Origin of the sequence: Zoogloea sp., assembly GCF_041914405.1 — a bacterium.
Lineage (GTDB): Bacteria > Pseudomonadota > Gammaproteobacteria > Burkholderiales > Rhodocyclaceae > Zoogloea.
Genome location: NZ_JAYSDK010000041.1, coordinates 22,285 through 39,041, shown reverse-complemented (window position 1 = coordinate 39,041; position 16,757 = coordinate 22,285). Strand labels below are relative to the sequence as shown.

Sequence of the window (16,757 nt, the reverse complement as noted above, 5' to 3'; positions counted from 1 at the left end):
AGCTTCTCGGCCTTCAGCACCTCGGCCAGCTTGCCGGCCACCACGTCGGCGTTGATGTTGTAGCTCTCGCCATTGGGGCCAACGCCGATCGGTGCGATGACGGGGATGAAGTCGCCCTGGTCGAGGAAGGAGATCAGGCTCGGGTCGATCTGGGTGATGTCGCCGACCTGGCCGATGTCGATCAGATCGCCCGGGACGTCCTTGTTCTCCATCATCAGCTTCTTGGCGCGGATGAAGTTGGAGTCCTTGCCGGTCACGCCCACGGCCTTGCCACCGGCCTGGTTGATCAGGTTGACGATCTCCTTGTTCACCTGGCCGCCGAGCACCATCTCCACGACTTCCATCGTCTCGGCGTCGGTGACGCGCATGCCCTGCACGAACTCGCCCTTCTTGCCGACGCGGGACAGCATGTTCTCGATCTGCGGGCCGCCGCCATGCACCACCACCGGGTTGAAGCCGACCAGCTTGAGGAGCACCACGTCGTGGGCGAAACAGGCCTTCAGGTGCGGGTCGGTCATCGCGTTGCCGCCGTACTTGATGACCAGCGTCTTGTCCTGGAAGCGGCGGATGTAGGGCAGGGCTTCGGCAATGATGGAGGCCTTCTGGGCCGGGGTCAGGTCGGAGGTGTCGATGGCAGCGGTCATGATGTGTTGCAGCGCAAGGTTGTTTTGGTGTGCCCGCGATTGTAATGAGCCAGGACTCAAACAAAAAGCGGGAAGATCGCTCTTCCCGCTCTGCGACTGGCCGGATGCCGCCGTCGGCGCGGACTATTCGATGACGAGGCGCTTGCTCTGGGCTGGGGCCTTCTTCGGCAGTGTCAGCTCAAGGACGCCATCGTTGAATTTGGCCGAGGCTTTCGCCTCATCCACGTCGGCGCCGAGCTGGAAGCTGCGTGACACCTCGCCGAAATAGCGTTCGGTGCGCAGCACCCGTTCGCCTTCCTTCACTTCCTTCTCCTGCTTGCGTTCGGCGCTGATCGAGACGACCGGACCGTCGATATGCACGTGGATGTCCTCCTTCTTGATGCCCGGCAGTTCGGCGTGCACCTGGTAGGCATCGTTGGCTTCCTTCACGTCCACGCGCATCTGCGGTGACTCGACGGGGGCGCCGGCGTATTCGACCGGGCGAACGAAAAAGCCGCGGAACAGATCGTCCAGAGGGTCACGGCGAGTGATGTTGCTCATGTGTCGTCTCCTTGTTCTGGTTGGCGCTTACCCGAGGGCCGTCTGCCCTCCCTGCTTGTTGTATAGGGAGCGTGCGGGGTTGGTTCAAGGCGCTGCGGCGGTGATCCGCGCTAGACTTGAGGTGGATCAAAGGGAGTAAGTCGATGGAACAGAACAAGAACGTGGCGGCTACCAACGTGTGCCCGGCCTGCGGGGCTGCCTTCACCTGTGGCATGAACGCTGGTCTGCCGGAGTGCTGGTGTGCAAGCCTGCCCCCGGTGCTGGAAGTGCCTTCGATAGCGCCCGGGGATGTGGGAGCCTGTTACTGCCCGGACTGCCTCAGGCGCCGGCTGGAGGAGGTTGCTGCGCGCCGTTGAGGCGCTGCGGCAGCAGGCGGATGGCGTCCCGGTTGGTCCAGGAGAAGACTTTGGCCGCAGCCGTCTGCCACGGCAGCCACAGGGCAGCGGTGTGTTCATCGTCGGCCAGTCGCACAGGGATGGGCGCGGGCACGCACAGGCTGAAGACGTGTTCGGTGTTGTGGGTGACCCCCGGCGCATAGCGGCCGCGCCAGCGCGGCAGGATCACGAAGCGGTTGGACAGCTGCCAGTCCACCAGCACGTCGGGCGCTGCCTCTATGCCGGTTTCCTCGGCGACTTCGCGCAGCGCGGTGGCGGCCAGGCTTTCGTCGTCTTCGCGGCTGCCAGTCACCGATTGCCACAGGCCGTTGCCGCCAGCACGCTCCAGCAGCAGAACGTCCAGCGCCGGGGTGTGGATCAGGACCAGCACCGAAACCGGCTGCTTGTATGCACTCATTCCAGGTCGCGCAGCCAGGCGATGCCGTCGGCCGTGATGCCGACCAGGGTCCAGAAGGGGATCCCTTCTTCCCGCCACGCGTCGGAGGCTTCCTGCAGGATGGACAAAGCTGTGCCGAAATCCGCCGGGTTGGCGGCGGCAAAGGCATCGGCATGGTCGAGGACCAGCACGTAGCCGTCCGCCTCCAGCCACGACATGTCATTCAGGCAGTCGGCCAGCGCGTCCCAGTTGTGTCCGTACCAGTCCGGAAATTCGAGGGCCTTTCCAATGGCCGCAAGAAAACCGTCTTTGTCGGTAATGCGGGCGAGGTCGAGGCGGAGCAGCGCGTACCCCAGGCTATCCGTCGCCTCCTCAAGGGCCAGGTCGGTTGCGTAGGGCAGGTGATAGATGCCGGCCCGTTCGGCCCGGGGCAGCAGGGTGTGAAAGGGAGGGGCGTTCATGCTCAGTCCTGAATCCGTCGGAAGCTGCGGTAATGATCGTCGGTGTAGTAGAACACGCTTGGGGGACGGCCGCCGCTGATGATGCGCCGGGCGCCGCGGTCGCGGGAGCCGGGCGTGGTGACGGTGTATTCCCGGTAGAAGCCGTTCTGCGCATCCGGCAAGCGGCCTTCCCGGTTCTGGAAAGTCACGCCGTCGCGTCGGTAGGGATAGGGGCCGCCCTGACGGATCAGCGCCAGGGTGTCGCGGGCTTCGGGAGGCAGGGCGTGGGCGCTGACCGGGGCCGGCTCGCGGCGCAGCCAGTCGGGCAGGTCGCGGGCCTGTGCGGCACCGGCAAGGCCCAAAAATAAAGCGACAAGCAGGCGGAAGAAGGTGGGCATGACTATCCGCGAAGTGCTGATGACGCTGCAGTGTAGCAGCGGCCCGTCAGGATGAGGGACGGATGCCGTACTTCTTCAACAGGTTGTAATAGTAGGTGGTCAGCGCCGGCAGGCGGGAGTTGCCTGGGTCGATTTGGCGGGCTCGCTCCATCAGGCTGCGGGCCTGTTCCGCGAAGCGCTCGTTCCAGCCACAGTTCTCCACGTACTTGAGGAGGGCGAGGGTCGCGTTGAACAGCACATGGATGTTGGTCGGCATCTTGCGGACGGCGCTGAGCATGAACTGCACTGCGCCCTCGTAATCGCCACCCTGGGCCTTGCGGGCACCCTCGGCGACCAGATCCTTCACTTCGCCCTGGGTGCGCGACAGCAACTGTTCGCACAGCTCGCTGCGGCCGGCTTCGCGCAGGATGCGCTTGGTGCTCTCCAGAGCGCGGTCGTCGGTGGCATTGCGCATCAGGTCGAGGACGACCTCCGTACCGTGCTCTTCCATCTGGCTGGCAAAGCAGGCCCGGGCGAGCTCCTTCTTGAGACTCTGGGACAGGTTGCTGCTGGCGGCACCGCCTTCGTTGGCGAGTGCCTTGATGGCCTCGGAGGCCTTGGTGGTATCGCCCTTCTTCAGGTGTACTAGAGCGCTCGACAGGGAGGTGCAGCTGCGCGTCTTGTCGAGGCCAAGCATGGAGCGCTCAAGGTCGCGGATAGTGGCTTCGGCCTGGGCTGTGTCCCCTTTGCCGAGCTGAGCCTGGACCAGCCGGACATGGTCTTCCGGGTCCCGGAAGTCGGAATACTTGCCCTTGCGGACGACTTCGCTGAGCACCTTTTCGGCGGTCTCGTGGTCGCCCGTCTCGATGGCCAGCTCGCCCAGCCGGCGCAGGCGACCAACCCGGTGGGGGGACAGGCTTGTGGCGGTGGCCAGGACGTTGCGTGCGCCCTGCAGTTCGCCGGCTGCTTCGCGGGTGCGGGATAGCCAGTCGTAGGCATCGAGGAACATGTCGTTCTCGGCCACCAGACCTTGCAGGATGTCCTCGGCTTCGGCATAACGGCGCTGCATGTGCAGCGCCTTGGCCAGCCCCAGCCGGGCCCATGGGATGCTGCGGTTGGCGAGGATCTTCTCGTACAGGGCAAAGGCTTCCTCGCCGTTGCCACTAGCCAGCTGCAGTTCGGCGCGCAGGCGCATGAAGTCGATGGCCCAGTTAGGGTGCTTTTCCTCACCGGCGATACAGGCGGCGATGGCGTCAGGGGCATTGCCGAGTTCGATCAGCCGGTACACCGGCATGAAGGCGTCGCGCTTCTCGAGGGCGCGCTCAATGCGTTCGTGCAGGGTGTCGGCGGCGAAGGGCTTGAGGATGTAGTCGTTGGGTGCCAGTTCGGCGGCGCTGATGACGCGTTCGTACTGTCGCTCGCCGGTGACCATCAGGAACAGCGTGGTCAGCGGAATGATGTGGTGGTGGCGCAGGTCTTCCAGCAGGTGCTGCCCGTCCTGGCCGTCCCCAAGGTGATATTCGCAGAGGATCAGGTCGAAGCGTGATTCCCGCAGCTTGCGCACGGCGACTCCGGCCGTGACGGCAAATTGCACCTTGCTGATGCCGCTCATGTTGAGCATGTTGCGGAGCTGGGTCCGCATGGTCGGATTGGCTTCAACGACGAGGGCGGAGATGTTGTCGAGGTCGATCACGGCAGCAGGGAATATCAGGACTGGCTAGAAGCTACGGCCGCGGACGTCCATTCTTGAGGGCGATCCGCAAGAATGCTGCCGCGTGGAACGCCACCGTCAGCTAGAAAAAAGGGCGAACAGCCAATGGCCGTTCGCCCTTCCGGTTCAATGTGCTGCCGTTCAGGCGGCAGGCGCTTCCGGCGCCTTGTTGCGCAGGCGAATGTGCAACTCGCGCAGCTGCTTTTCGTCCACCGGCGACGGGGCGTCGGTGAGCAAGCACTGGGCGCGCTGGGTCTTCGGGAAGGCGATCACGTCGCGAATCGACTCGGCGCCGGTCATCATCGTGACGATGCGGTCGAGGCCGAAGGCCAGGCCGCCGTGCGGGGGCGCACCGTACTTGAGGGCGTCCAGCAGGAAGCCGAACTTGGCTTGCTGTTCTTCCGGTCCGATGTTGAGGGCGGAGAAGACCTTTTCCTGCACATCGGCACGGTGGATACGCACCGAGCCGCCGCCGATTTCCCAGCCGTTGAGGGCCAGGTCGTAGGCCTTGGCCAGGCACTTGCCCGGATCGCTGGTCAGCAGTTCGAGGTGCTCGTCCTTCGGGCTGGTGAACGGGTGGTGGCAGGCGGTCCAGCGCTTGTCGTCCTCGTCGTACTCGAACATCGGGAAGTCCACGACCCATAGCGGCTCCCAGGCCTTGCCGTTGACGTAGCCTTTCTCGTGGCCGAGCTTGATGCGCAGCGCGCCGAGGGCGTCGTTGACGACCTTGGTCTTGTCGGCGCCGAAGAAGATCAGGTCGCCGGACTGGGCGCCGGTACGCTCGAGGATGGTGCGCAGCGCGGCTTCATTGAGGTTCTTGACGATCGGAGATTGCAGGCCGGTTTCGTTCGGCTGGGTGACGTCGTTGACCTTGATGTAGGCCAGGCCCTTGGCGCCGTAGATGCCGACGAACTTGGTGTACTCGTCGATCTCGCCACGGGAGAGGCTGGCGCCGCCCGGTACGCGGATCGCTGCGACGCGGCCACCAGAGTTGGCCGGGCCGGAGAAGACCTTGAAGGCCACGTCCTTCACCGCGTCGGTGACGTCGGTCAGCTCGAGGGTCACGCGCAGGTCGGGCTTGTCGGAGCCGAAGCGGTCCATGGCTTCCGCGTAGGTCATGCGCGGGAAGGGGTTGGGCAGCTCGACGGACAGCACTTCCTTGAAGATCGTGCGGATCATCTCTTCCATCATGGCCGTGATCTCGGCCTCGGTCAGGAAGGAGGTCTCGATATCGACCTGGGTGAATTCAGGCTGACGGTCGGCGCGCAAGTCTTCGTCACGGAAGCACTTGACGATCTGATAATAGCGATCGTAGCCGGCCACCATCAGCATCTGCTTGAAGAGCTGCGGGGACTGGGGCAGTGCGAAGAACTGACCATCGTGCACGCGGGACGGCACCAGGTAGTCACGGGCGCCTTCCGGGGTGCTCTTGGTGAGCATCGGGGTTTCGATGTCGATGAAGCCCTGGCCGTCGAGGAAGCGGCGGAAGGCCATGGCGGTGCGGTAGCGCAGCATCATGTTCTTCTGCATCTGCGGGCGGCGCAGGTCGATCACCCGGTGGGTCAGGCGGGTGGTTTCGGAGAGGTTCTCTTCGTCGAGCTGGAACGGGGGCGTGGCCGAGGCGTTGAGGATTTCGATCTCGTGGCACAGCACCTCGATCTCGCCGGACACCAGGCCAGTGTTTTCGGTGCCGGCCGGACGGCGGCGGACCTTGCCGGTGATCTTGAGGACGAACTCGTTACGGACCGATTCGGCCACCTGGAACATCTCGGCCCGATCCGGATCGCAGACGACCTGCACGAGGCCTTCGCGGTCACGCAGGTCGATGAAGATCACGCCACCGTGGTCGCGGCGACGGTGCACCCAGCCGCAGAGGGTGACGGTTTGGTCGAGATAGGCAGCGGAAACGAGGCCGCAGTATTGAGTTCGCATGGTGGGATCAGGATTCCTGGAAAAAGCGGAACGCGGTCGGAAGACAACCGCGTTTATTGATTCAGAAGGGCAGGGGCCGGCCGCGGGCCTGGCGTGCGGTGCGTGGGCGGGGCCACAACACCCATCGAGATGATGTACTTGAGGGCTTCATCGACACTCATGTCCAGCTCGATGGCGTCCTTGCGGGGCAGCATCAGGAAGAAGCCAGAGGTCGGGTTAGGCGTCGTCGGTACATAGACGCTGACGAAGTCTGGGCCCAGGTGATGGCCCGCGTCGCCGCCGGGCGCGCCGGTCTGGAAACCGATGGTCCACATCCCTTCGCGCGGGTACTGGATCAGCAGCGCCTTGCGAAAAGCCTGGCCGTTGCTGGACAGCAAGGTGTCCGAGACCTGCTTGACGCTGTAGTAGATCGACTTGACGACCGGGATGCGCGACAGGGCACCTTCCCAGAAGCGCACCAGGCGCTGGCCGACGAAATTGGCGGCGGCCAGGCCGGTGACGAGGATCAGCAGCAGCGAGACGATGACGCCGATGCCGGGCAGATGGAAGCCCAGGAAAGCCTCGGGACGCAGGGCCTCCGGGACCAGCAGCAGGATCTGGTCGAGCGTGTTGACGATCCAGGCCAGCACCACGAAGGTGATGACGACTGGAATCCAGATCAGCAGGCCGGTGACGAAGTATTTTTTCATTCAGCGCAGTTCGCGTGCGTCGCTATCAGTGGCACGCGCAACTGCCGCCGCAGGGCGTCGGCGCAGGGCTGTCGGATTTGGCCGCTTCGGTCTTCGGGCTGGAGCCGCTGCCGCCCTTGAAGTCAGTGGCATACCAGCCGCTGCCTTTGAGCTGAAAGCCTGCCGCCGACAGTTGCTTGGCGTAGCTTTCGGCACCACAGGCCGGACAGGTGGTGAGCGGGGCATCGCTCATTTTTTGAAGGTGGTCTTTTTGGTGGCCGCAGCTGCTGCAGCGGTACTCGTAGATAGGCATGACGAGCTCCGGAAAGTCAATGGGGCGAAGTTTAGCGCATCGCAACATCGGGCGAAACAGACCCGCACTCCAACAGGTGGGGGCGGCGGGGCCTGTTTCAAGGTCCGGAGGGGCTACAGCATGTCCAGGTAGGCCTGGGTCAGCGGACCGCCCCAGTACAGGGCCAGTAGCCCGGCGGCCGCCAGGTAGGGGCCGAAGGGGATCGGGATCTCGCGGCCATGGCGACGCAGCACGATCAGCGCCACGCCGACGATGGCGCCTACCGCCGAGGAGAGCAGGATGGTCAGCGGGAGCACCTGCCAGCCCAGCCACGCACCCAGCGCCGCGAGGAGCTTGAAATCACCGTAGCCCATGCCCTCCTTGCCGGTGGTGAGCTTGAACAGCCAGTACACCGACCACAGGGTCAGATAGCCGGCCGAAGCGCCGACGACTGCGCTGGAGAGATCGGTGTAGGTGCCGGACAAATTGAGCAACAGGCCCAGCCACAGCAGCGGCAGGGTGATGCTGTCGGGCAGCAGTTGGGTGTCCAGGTCGATGAAGCACAGGGCGATGAGGGCCCATACGAAGACCAGCGCTCCCCAGCCCGCCAGGCCAAAGCCGAAGTGGTGGGCGGTAAACCAGGAAAGCGCAGCGCACAGCACCTCGATGAGCGGATAGCGGACACTGATCGGGCCGTCGCAGTGCCGGCAGCGTCCGCGCAGCAGCAGGTAGCTGACGACCGGGATGTTCTCGAGCGCCCCGATCAGGTGGCCGCAATGGGGGCAGCGCGAGCGCGGCGTGGCGAGGTTGAAGCGCGGTTGCGGCGCACCCGGCTCCTCGCCGCGTAGGGTGGCGGCCTCGGCCTGCCATTCCCGCTCCATCATCAGCGGCAGGCGGTGAATGACCACGTTAAGGAAGCTGCCGACGAAAAGGCCGAGCAGCGCGCACAGCGCCGGGAAGACGAGCGTGTCCTGCAGGAGGATGTCCATGGGTACGAAAGTTCGCGGTGACTTAGCCGACGACGGCGCCGAGCTTGAAGATAGGCAGGTACATGGCCACCACGAGGCCACCGATCACCACCCCGAGGAAGACCATGATCAGCGGCTCGAGCAGTTGGCTGAGGCCGGCGACCGCGTCGTCCACTTCCCGCTCGAAGAAGTCCGCGACCTTGCTGAGCATGGAGTCGAGCTGGCCGGATTCCTCGCCGATGGACACCATCTGCACCACCATGGTGGGGAAGACATGGGAGTTCTGCATGGCCACGGTCAGGCTGGTACCGGTACTCACGTCCGACTGGATCTGTTTGGTTGCGTTCTTGTAAACCACGTTGCCCGCTGCGCCACCGACCGAGTCCAGCGCCTCGACGAGGGGCACCCCGGCCGCGAACATGGTGGACAGGGTTCGTGTCCAGCGGGCAATGGTGGCCTTGCGGACCACCTCGCCAATCACCGGGACCTGCAGCATGGCCTTGTCTACGGCGACCTGCATCGGTACCGAGCGTTTGTAGGAATACGAGATGCCGATGACCGTGCCAGCGATGATGCCGAAGCCGAGATACCAGTACTGGACAAAGAAGTCGGAAATGGCGATCACGAACATGGTCGGCGCCGGCAGGTCGGCGCCGAAGCTGGCGAACACCTTCTTGAATTCGGGGACCACGAACAGCATCATCACCGTGACCACCAGGGCGGCAACCACCACCACGGCGATCGGGTAGAACATCGCCGATTTGATCTTGCTCTTGATGGCAAGAATCTTTTCCTTGTACGACGCCAGACGATCGAGCAGGGAGTCGAGGATGCCGGCCTGTTCGCCCGCCTCGACGAGGTTGCAGAACAGCGCGTCGAAATGTTCGGGGTGACGGCGGAAAGCCTGGGACAGGTTGCTGCCGGTTTCCACGTTGGCACGCACGTCGTTGAGGAGGCGCCCCAGCGACGGGTTGCCACAGCCCTTGATGGCGATGTCGAAGGACTGCAGCAGCGGCACGCCGGAACGCATCATTGTGGACAGCTGGCGAGTGAACAGCGCGATGTCCTTGTCGGTGATCTTGCGGCCACGGGAGAAGGATTGCTTGCGGATCTTGTGTGCCAGCACGCCCTGGCGGCGCAGGATGGTCTGGACCACGGTTTCCGTGGCAGCGCGCATTTCGCCGCGGATGATCTTGCCGGTCTTGTCCTTGCCTTCCCACAGGAAAAGGTATTCGCGGGTTGCGCTGGCGCTTCGGGGGGTGGGCTTTTTGGTGGTTGTCGTGGCCATCGGTGCGTTCCGCTTGAGGCGATCACTCGTTCGTGCAGGCAAGGACTTCGCTTAGGGACGTGATGCCCTGCTTGACCTTCAACAGGCCGGATTGGCGCAGATCCCTGACGCCTTCGAGCTGGGCTTGGGCTGCAATATCCATCGAGTTGCCGTTTGTCATGATTATACGTGCGATCTCCTCGGAGATCGGCATCACCTGGTAAATACCCAGACGCCCCTTGTACCCGCTGCCCTTGCAGCGATCGCAGCCCTTCGGCCCGTAAGGTTGCCAGGTCCCGTCCAGATCGGCCTCGTTGAAGCCGGCCGAGATGAGCGCTTCGATCGGGATGTCCACCGGCTGCTTGCAGGTGCACAGGCGTCGGGCCAGGCGCTGGGCGGTGATCATGATGACCGAGGAGGCGATGTTGAACGGCGCCACGCCCATGTTGCGCAGACGTTCCAGCGTGGAGGGGGCGTCGTTGGTGTGCAGGGTGGACAGCACCAAGTGGCCGGTTTGCGCGGCTTTGACCGAGATCTCGGCTGTCTCCAGGTCGCGGATTTCGCCGACCATGATCACGTCCGGATCCTGGCGCAGGAAGGCGCGCAGGGCCGATGCGAAGGTCAGGCCGGCTTTTTCGTTGACGTTGACCTGGTTGATCCCGGGCAGGTTGATTTCCGCCGGGTCTTCCGCCGTGCTGATATTGACGCCGGCCTTGTTGAGGATGTTCAGGCAGGTGTATAGCGAGACCGTCTTGCCGCTGCCGGTGGGGCCGGTGACCAGGATCATGCCGTAGGGCCGCTCGACCGCTGCCATCAGGGCGTCCCGCTGGTCGGGTTCATAGCCGAGCGCCTCGATGCCCAGCATTGCCGAGGTCGGATCGAGAATCCGCATCACGATCTTCTCGCCGTGCAGGGTCGGCAAGGTCGAGACGCGGAAGTCGATGGCCTTGTTCTTGGATAGCACCAGCTTCATCCGGCCATCCTGTGGAATGCGCTTTTCCGAGATGTCGAGCCGGGAGATGACCTTGATGCGGGCCGCGATCTTTTCCTTCAGCACCAGCGGCGGCTGGGCAATCTCGCGGAGGATGCCATCGGTACGGAAGCGGATCCGGTAGTACTTTTCGTATGGCTCGAAATGGATGTCCGATGCCCCTTCGTTGATCGCGTCGATCAACAGCTTCTGGATAAAGCGCACCACCGGCGCATCATCGACCTCGGACTGGACGTCTTCCTGCTGTTGCTGGCTCTCGGCGGCGCCCTCCTGGCCGAGGAGGTCCATGTCGAACTCTTCGCCAGTAAGGTCCTTGATCGCATCGGACGCCGATTCCGACAGCTTTTCCACCAGCGCGATGAGTTTGGGAGCCTCGACCACCACCGGGTCGACGGCCAGCCCGGTCTGAAAACGGATCTCGTCGAGGATGCGCAGGTTGGATGGGTCGGACAGTGCCAGGGCGAGCCGGTTGCCGCGCCGCCCGAGGGCGACCACCTGATGCTTGTTCATCAGCTTGCGGTCGATCGCATCGACCGCAATGAAGGATTCGTCGAAGGCGGAGAGGTCGAGGATCGGCGAGCCGAAAGTCTCGGCAGCGAAGCGGGCGATGTCCAGGGCGCTCATCAGGCCGCGCCGGATGACTTCGACGATGAAGTCGTTCGGGTTGCCGGATGGAGACGAACAGGCGACCGCTTCTGCTTCTAGCAGGCGGCCATGCTGGATGAGGGCGCGGGCGAGGCCGCTCAGTGCGACCTGGGGATTAGCAGACATGCCGAAGCGTCGAAAGGGTTGAGCGGCCGCCTGGGGCGTGCGGCGATCATGCCGCCGCGGACAGGGCTTGTAAAGCCTGTGCGCCGGAAGCGGTTATTTGCGTCTATGAGGGCGAAATATACGGGCGGTCTTGATTCGGCGATCTTCGGCTTGGACGACCTCGATCGGTACATTGGCGATCTTCACCGAGACACCGGATTCCGGAATGTCCTGCAGGCACTCCAGAATCAGGCCGTTGAGGGTTTTGGGGCCATCCAGCGGCAGGGACAGGCCTAGCTTGCGGTTCAGGTCGCGCAGGTGTTGGCTGCCATCCGTCAGCACGCTCCCGTCCGGTCCCCAGCTCAGTTTTTCCGCCGCATCCGGGGCGCTGGTGGTGAATTTGCCAATCAGCTCCTCGATGATGTCCTCGAGGGTCACGAGGCCCAGCAACTCACCATATTCGTCCACGACCAAGCCGAGACGTTCGCGGTTTTCCTGGAAGAATTGGAGCTGAGAGTAGATCGCCGTGCTGGCCGGGATGAAGTAAGGCTTGGACAGCATCCCACGGATGTCCCCGACCTCCAGAGTGTGATCGAGGGTCTGGCCCAGCACCCGGCGGACGTGCAAGACCCCGATGACGGAGTTCATCTCCCCGTCGAAGACCGGTAGGCGGGTGTGGTAGCAGGTCGCCAGATGACGCTGGATGACGTCGAGCGGCTCGGCGATATTGACCGCTTCGATCTGGTTGCGCGGAGTCATCACGTCCTCGACGGTGATGTCCTCAAGCTCGAACAGGTTGAGAAGGATGCTGCGGTGCTTGGGGGGAATGAAGGCGCTGGATTCGAGGACGATGGTGCGCAGTTCCTCGGTGGACAGGGCATTGGCCTCGTGCTTGTCATGCTCTGCCAGGCGCAGCAGGCGCAGCAGGCCAGTGACGAACAGGTTGACGAACCAGACGATGAAATAAAGGCCCTTGAGCAGGGCTGCGAGGGGGTAGCTGACGATGCAGGCCAGCCGGTTGGCGTGGTTGGCGCCGATCACCTTTGGGGTGATCTCGGAGAACACCAGGATCAGGAAGGTGACCAGGAGGGTGCTGACGCCCAGGATCCATTCCTCGCTGCCGAACAACTGGATGGTGATGACGCTCACCAGCGTGGCAGCGGCCGCGTTGATCAGGTTGTTGAATAGCAGAATGATGCCCAGCAGCTTGTCGGTCTGGTCGAGCAGGTCGAGGGCCAGCCGGGCGCCGCGGGAGCCGAGCTGGGCGGCTGAGCGCAGGCGGTAGCGGTTGGCGGCCATCATGGCCGTCTCGGCCATCGAGAAGAAGCCGGACATGGCCAGCAGCGCGGCCAGGATCGCCGTTTGGGCGGAAAGGGGGATGCTGTCCACGAGGCGTGGTGGAAATGACGTCCGGGCGAGTATTCAGTCCGGGTTAGTGCTTGTCAAGCCGGCCGGCCGAGCAGCACGTCGGCGACGAAGCGGCTCCCGACGTAGGCTAGCATCAGCGCCACGAAGCCGGCGAGGGTCCAGTGCAGGGCCTTCCGGCCGCGCCAGCCCCAGGCCTGTCGGCCGACCAACAGGCTGCCGAAGATGCCCCACGAAATGATCGCGAAGACGGTCTTGTGATCGAAGCGGAAGGCCTTGCCGAACAGGGCCTCGGAGAACAGGATGCCGGAGCCCAGTGTGAGGGTCAGCAGTACGAAGGCGATGCTGATCAGGCGGAACAGCAGGGTTTCCATTGTCAGCAATGGCGGCAGGGACGCAAAGGCGCGGGTCAGGCGGGCGCCGTGGAGGCGGCGTTCGGCGATGGCCATCAACATTGCATGCAGGGCGGCCAGCGTGAACAGGCTATAGGCCAGCATGGCCACCACGAAGTGGGCACGGAACAGCGGCGAAGCAGTGTTCTCCAGCAGGTGGGGGGCCGGCAGGATGGCAGGCAGCGCCGCGCATATCGCTGCGACCGGCATACCGAGGGTCTGCAGGCCTTCCAGGCGGGCGTAGAGGCTCTCGATCCAGTAGAACAGCATTGCCAGCCACAGCATCAGCGACAGCGCCAGGCTGAATCCGAAATGCAGGCCCTCCGGCGAGAAGAAGGCGCCATGCAGGGAGAAGCCATGGGCGGCCAGCGCCACCAGCATGGCGATTCGCTCCCACTGGCTCAGTCCCTGACGGGGTGGGCGGGCAGGCGCATGCCAGCGGCTGTGCCAGAAGTGCAGGCCGAGCAGCGCATACAGGGAGGCGGGGAGCAGATGAAGTAGAATCGCGGGCATCGTTCAAGTTTACTCCAAGGCCTCGGTTCCTAACCATCATGCTGGACAACCTCACAACGCGACTGGCGAAGGTCGTCAAGACCCTGCGCGGCCAGGCACGCCTCACCGAAGACAACATCCAGGACGCCCTGCGCGAAGTACGCATGGCCCTGCTCGAAGCCGACGTGGCGCTGCCGGTGGTCAAGGACTTCATCGCCCGGGTCAAGGAAAAGGCTGTCGGCACCGAAGTGCTCAGCTCGCTGACGCCGGGCCAGGCTCTGGTCGGCGTCGTGCATCGCGAGCTCACTGAGCTGATGGGCGGTGCCCACACCGGCCTCAATCTTGCAACCCAGCCGCCAGCGATCATCCTGATGGCCGGCCTGCAGGGCGCCGGCAAGACCACCACCACCGGCAAGCTCGGCAAGCTGCTCAGCGAGCGGATGAAGAAGAAAGTGCTAGCGGTGTCCACTGACGTCTATCGTCCGGCCGCCATCGCCCAGCTGGAAACCGTGTCCCAGCAGGCCGGCATCGAGTTCTTCCCGTCCACGCCCGACCAGAAGCCGGTGGACATCGCGCTGGCGGCGGTGGATTACGCTCGCCGCCACTACATGGATGTGCTGCTGGTGGATACAGCCGGCCGGCTCGCCATCGATCAGGCGATGATGGAGGAGATCCAGGCCCTGCACGCGGCGGTCAAGCCGATCGAAACCCTGTTCGTTGTCGATGCGATGCTCGGCCAGGATGCGGTCAACACGGCCCGCGCCTTTAACGACGCCCTACCGCTGACCGGCGTCGTGCTCACCAAGCTCGACGGTGACGCCCGTGGCGGTGCGGCCCTGTCCGTGCGCCATGTCACCGGCAAGCCCCTTAAGTTCGCCGGTGTCGGCGAAAAGCTGGCGGGCCTCGAAGAGTTTCACCCCGAGCGGATGGCCAGCCGGATCCTCGGCATGGGCGACATCCTGTCCCTGGTCGAGGACGCCCGCCGTGGCGTCGACGAGGAAAAGGCCAAGGCCTTCGCCCAGAAGCTGAAGAGCGGCAAGGGCTTCGACCTCAACGATTTCAAGGAGCAGCTCGGGCAGATGAAGAATATGGGTGGCCTGTCGAGCCTGATGGACAAGCTGCCGGCCCAGTTCGCCCAGGCTGCCGGCCAGCTGCAGGGCGGTGTCGAGGAAAAGGCCATCAAGCGCATCGAGGGCATCATCAACTCCATGACGCCGATCGAGCGTGCAAAGCCGGAGCTTCTCAAGGCCTCGCGCAAACGCCGCATCGCTGCCGGCGCCGGCGTCACGGTGCAGGAAGTGAATCGCCTGCTGAGTCAGTTCGAGCAGACCCAGAAGATGATGAAGCAGTTCTCCAAGGGCGGCATGCAGAAGATGATGCGCGCCATGAAGGGCCTGATGCCCGGCGGCGGTCTGCGCTGACGGTGACTCCGGTCTTGATGGCGAATTCGTTCGCCGATGAACTTGGAATTGCTCCACCTGCGACAGTGAAGGCGCTCGCAGGGCTTGCCTTCCCGCGTTCAGCCGTCTTTATTCGGATGGAAGGCGCCCTGGCCAGGGCGTGAGGCGAGCAAGGGACTGCAGGTGGAGCGCGTAAGCGATGCCGTGTCGGCAGCGGGGCTGGTGGAAGACGAGGAACGCTGGCGTCTGGCCCTGGAGGTCGCTGGAGCAGGGGTCTGGGACTGGAATCTCGTGAGCGGCCGGATCTACCGGAGCCCGCTGTGGAGTGAGATGCTCGGCTATACCCCCGACGAGTCGGCAGACTTGAAATGGGGTCAGTTGCTGCACCCGGACGACCGGGACGAAGCCCATCGCAAGCTGGCCGCTTGCCTGTCGGGCGTCGCTCCGGATTTCGTCGCTGAGTTCCGGCTGCGTTGCCGGAGCGGGGAGTATCGCTGGGTCGCCTCTCGGGCACGGGTCGTGGCCCGCGACGCGGGCGGACGGGCGAGCCGCATCGTCGGCGTGTACCGGGACGTCCATGACGCGCACCGCCTGATGGACGAACTGCAGGCTTCCGAGCGGCTGTGGCAGTTTGCCCTCGAGGGCCACGGCGATGCCCTGTGGGACTGGACCCTGGAGAGCGGCGAAATTAATGTCAGCCAGAGCTTCCGGGCCATCATCGGGCTGCCGGATGATCGACCGCTGCGGGGCAATGACATCTGGCCAGCCCGTCTGCATCCGGATGACGTGCGGGCTGCGGTTGCTGCCTTCTCGGCCCACCTGGCGGGAGTCCGCCCGATCGCCGAAGTGGAGTTCCGACTGCGTACCGAAGATGGAGCCTATCGCTGGGTCGCGCTGCGCGGCAAGGTGATGGAGGGCAGCCGCGAGGGCAAGCCCCTGCGCATGATCGGTACAGTTCGCGATGTTCACGACCAGCATCTTGGCGTGGAGCGGGAAATGCGTCAGCAGCAGGAGCTGGCCCGCGCCGCGCGCCTCATTCACGTGGGCGAGATGGCGTCGGCGCTGGCTCACGAGCTCAATCAACCACTCACCGCCTTGCGCAATTTCAGTGCGGTGGTACTGCGGCGCCTGGACGAACTGGGGGCTGCCGGCGAGCGCCTGAGGGAGCCGCTGCAACTGATCGCCGGGCAAGCCCTGAGGGCCGGCGAGATCGTCCATCGGGTGCGCTGTTTCGTCCGTCGCGATAGCCTACTGGTGACACCGATTGCGATCAATGATGCGGTCCGGGACGTGGTCCGCTTCATGGAGTTCGAGGCGCGTGCCCATGCGGTGCAATGGCAGCTGACGCTGGTGGAGCCTTCCTTGTTGGTCGTCGGTGACCGGGTTCAACTGGAGCAGGTGCTCAGCAACCTGGCAAAGAATGCCATCGACGCAATGAGCGAGGTCGACGGCGAGCGCCTGCTGCACATTTCGACTCGCCTGGGGACCGATGGCATGGTGGAGGTGACTGTCAGCGACAGTGGCTGTGGCCTGGCTGAGACCGTGCGGAGCGACCCCTTCGCGCCCTTTGTCACCACCAAGCCGGAGGGCGTCGGGCTCGGGCTGGCGATTTGCCGCACCATCATCGAGAACCATGGCGGCCGCATGTGGGTCGAAAAGAGTACGAGGCAGGGCACCACGTTCTGCCTGTCGCTGCCGCGGCCTGCCGGGTAGCGGCGCACCTGCCGGTGGGCGGTGCTACCCTGTTGAAAAAACAA

17 protein-coding genes are annotated in these 16,757 nt (G+C 64.2%); 3 read left to right on the top strand and 14 right to left on the bottom strand.

Annotation, left to right across the window (positions count from 1 at the left end; translation table 11 throughout):
- Positions 1–644: acetylglutamate kinase (argB, locus tag ACE3RX_RS20155; RefSeq protein WP_374486758.1), on the bottom strand; the 644-nt coding region annotated here is incomplete at its 3' end.
- 123 nt (positions 645–767) lie between these two features.
- Positions 768–1,184 (bottom strand): Hsp20/alpha crystallin family protein, encoded by a 417-nt coding sequence (locus ACE3RX_RS20150; RefSeq protein ID WP_374486757.1) that lies wholly within the window; start codon positions 1,182–1,184, stop codon positions 768–770.
- 143 nt (positions 1,185–1,327) lie between these two features.
- Here ACE3RX_RS20150 and ACE3RX_RS20145 point away from each other — a divergent pair, with 143 nt between their 5' ends.
- A complete protein-coding gene (locus tag ACE3RX_RS20145; protein ID WP_374486756.1) occupies positions 1,328–1,540 on the top strand; it encodes a cysteine-rich CWC family protein in 213 nt (70 codons plus the stop codon).
- Here the strand turns inward: ACE3RX_RS20145 and nudB are convergent.
- The 12 genes from nudB to ACE3RX_RS20085 all read right to left on the bottom strand — a co-directional run bounded on the left by nudB (position 1,503) and on the right by ACE3RX_RS20085 (position 13,621).
- On the bottom strand, positions 1,503–1,976 hold the full coding sequence (gene nudB, locus ACE3RX_RS20140; protein WP_374486755.1) for a dihydroneopterin triphosphate diphosphatase: 474 nt from the start codon (positions 1,974–1,976) through the stop codon (positions 1,503–1,505). The genes ACE3RX_RS20145 and nudB overlap by 38 nt on opposite strands.
- On the bottom strand, positions 1,973–2,416 hold the full coding sequence (locus tag ACE3RX_RS20135) for a barstar family protein (RefSeq protein ID WP_374486754.1): 444 nt from the start codon (positions 2,414–2,416) through the stop codon (positions 1,973–1,975). The genes nudB and ACE3RX_RS20135 overlap by 4 nt, the downstream gene beginning before the upstream one ends.
- A 2-nt stretch (positions 2,417–2,418) precedes the next feature.
- The gene (locus ACE3RX_RS20130; RefSeq protein ID WP_374486753.1) at positions 2,419–2,793 is read right to left on the bottom strand and encodes a ribonuclease domain-containing protein; all 375 of its coding nucleotides are present in this window, start codon (positions 2,791–2,793) and stop codon (positions 2,419–2,421) included.
- Between the two features lie 46 nt (positions 2,794–2,839).
- A complete protein-coding gene (locus ACE3RX_RS20125) occupies positions 2,840–4,465 on the bottom strand; it encodes a tetratricopeptide repeat protein (RefSeq protein WP_374486752.1) in 1,626 nt (541 codons plus the stop codon).
- A gap of 159 nt (positions 4,466–4,624) precedes the next feature.
- On the bottom strand, positions 4,625–6,415 hold the full coding sequence (gene aspS / locus ACE3RX_RS20120; protein ID WP_374486751.1) for an aspartate--tRNA ligase: 1,791 nt from the start codon (positions 6,413–6,415) through the stop codon (positions 4,625–4,627).
- A gap of 53 nt (positions 6,416–6,468) precedes the next feature.
- Entirely contained in the window at positions 6,469–7,104 is a 636-nt protein-coding gene (locus ACE3RX_RS20115; RefSeq protein ID WP_374486750.1) for a DUF502 domain-containing protein, read from the bottom strand.
- Positions 7,105–7,129: 25 nt separating this feature from the next.
- A complete protein-coding gene (locus ACE3RX_RS20110; protein ID WP_374486749.1) occupies positions 7,130–7,396 on the bottom strand; it encodes an FmdB family zinc ribbon protein in 267 nt (88 codons plus the stop codon).
- 113 nt (positions 7,397–7,509) lie between these two features.
- On the bottom strand, positions 7,510–8,364 hold the full coding sequence (locus ACE3RX_RS20105) for an A24 family peptidase (protein WP_374486748.1): 855 nt from the start codon (positions 8,362–8,364) through the stop codon (positions 7,510–7,512).
- Between the two features lie 22 nt (positions 8,365–8,386).
- Complete coding sequence (locus ACE3RX_RS20100; RefSeq protein ID WP_374486747.1) at positions 8,387–9,631, bottom strand: type II secretion system F family protein; 1,245 nt, start codon at positions 9,629–9,631, stop codon at positions 8,387–8,389.
- A gap of 22 nt (positions 9,632–9,653) precedes the next feature.
- Positions 9,654–11,372 carry a type IV-A pilus assembly ATPase PilB gene (pilB, locus tag ACE3RX_RS20095; RefSeq protein WP_374486746.1) on the bottom strand — a complete coding sequence of 573 codons (1,719 nt, stop codon included), beginning with the start codon at positions 11,370–11,372 and terminating at the stop codon, positions 9,654–9,656.
- A 93-nt stretch (positions 11,373–11,465) separates the two neighbouring features.
- Entirely contained in the window at positions 11,466–12,740 is a 1,275-nt protein-coding gene (locus tag ACE3RX_RS20090; RefSeq protein WP_374486745.1) for an HlyC/CorC family transporter, read from the bottom strand.
- 53 nt (positions 12,741–12,793) lie between these two features.
- Positions 12,794–13,621, bottom strand: a complete 828-nt coding sequence (locus ACE3RX_RS20085; protein WP_374486744.1) for an inner membrane protein YpjD — start codon at positions 13,619–13,621, stop codon at positions 12,794–12,796.
- 38 nt (positions 13,622–13,659) lie between these two features.
- Between ACE3RX_RS20085 and ffh the strand changes: the two genes are divergently transcribed.
- Together ffh and ACE3RX_RS20075 are read left to right on the top strand one after the other, a co-directional pair.
- The gene (gene ffh, locus ACE3RX_RS20080; RefSeq protein ID WP_374486743.1) at positions 13,660–15,021 is read left to right on the top strand and encodes a signal recognition particle protein; all 1,362 of its coding nucleotides are present in this window, start codon (positions 13,660–13,662) and stop codon (positions 15,019–15,021) included.
- A gap of 162 nt (positions 15,022–15,183) precedes the next feature.
- Positions 15,184–16,713, top strand: coding sequence for a PAS domain-containing protein (locus ACE3RX_RS20075; protein ID WP_374486742.1), 1,530 nt, complete (start codon positions 15,184–15,186; stop codon positions 16,711–16,713).
- The last annotated feature ends 44 nt before the right edge of the window (positions 16,714–16,757 follow it).

Coding starts and splice junctions, on each gene's coding strand:
- ACE3RX_RS20100 (WP_374486747.1), bottom strand. CDS start 9,631: ATGGCCACGACAACCACCAAAAAGCCCACCCCCCGAAGCGCCAGCGCA.
- pilB (WP_374486746.1), bottom strand. CDS start 11,372: ATGTCTGCTAATCCCCAGGTCGCACTGAGCGGCCTCGCCCGCGCCCTC.
- nudB (WP_374486755.1), bottom strand. CDS start 1,976: ATGAGTGCATACAAGCAGCCGGTTTCGGTGCTGGTCCTGATCCACACC.
- ACE3RX_RS20115 (WP_374486750.1), bottom strand. CDS start 7,104: ATGAAAAAATACTTCGTCACCGGCCTGCTGATCTGGATTCCAGTCGTC.
- ACE3RX_RS20110 (WP_374486749.1), bottom strand. CDS start 7,396: ATGCCTATCTACGAGTACCGCTGCAGCAGCTGCGGCCACCAAAAAGAC.
- ACE3RX_RS20130 (WP_374486753.1), bottom strand. CDS start 2,793: ATGCCCACCTTCTTCCGCCTGCTTGTCGCTTTATTTTTGGGCCTTGCC.
- ffh (WP_374486743.1), top strand. CDS start 13,660: ATGCTGGACAACCTCACAACGCGACTGGCGAAGGTCGTCAAGACCCTG.
- ACE3RX_RS20145 (WP_374486756.1), top strand. CDS start 1,328: ATGGAACAGAACAAGAACGTGGCGGCTACCAACGTGTGCCCGGCCTGC.
- ACE3RX_RS20150 (WP_374486757.1), bottom strand. CDS start 1,184: ATGAGCAACATCACTCGCCGTGACCCTCTGGACGATCTGTTCCGCGGC.
- ACE3RX_RS20085 (WP_374486744.1), bottom strand. CDS start 13,621: ATGCCCGCGATTCTACTTCATCTGCTCCCCGCCTCCCTGTATGCGCTG.
- ACE3RX_RS20135 (WP_374486754.1), bottom strand. CDS start 2,416: ATGAACGCCCCTCCCTTTCACACCCTGCTGCCCCGGGCCGAACGGGCC.
- ACE3RX_RS20105 (WP_374486748.1), bottom strand. CDS start 8,364: ATGGACATCCTCCTGCAGGACACGCTCGTCTTCCCGGCGCTGTGCGCG.
- aspS (WP_374486751.1), bottom strand. CDS start 6,415: ATGCGAACTCAATACTGCGGCCTCGTTTCCGCTGCCTATCTCGACCAA.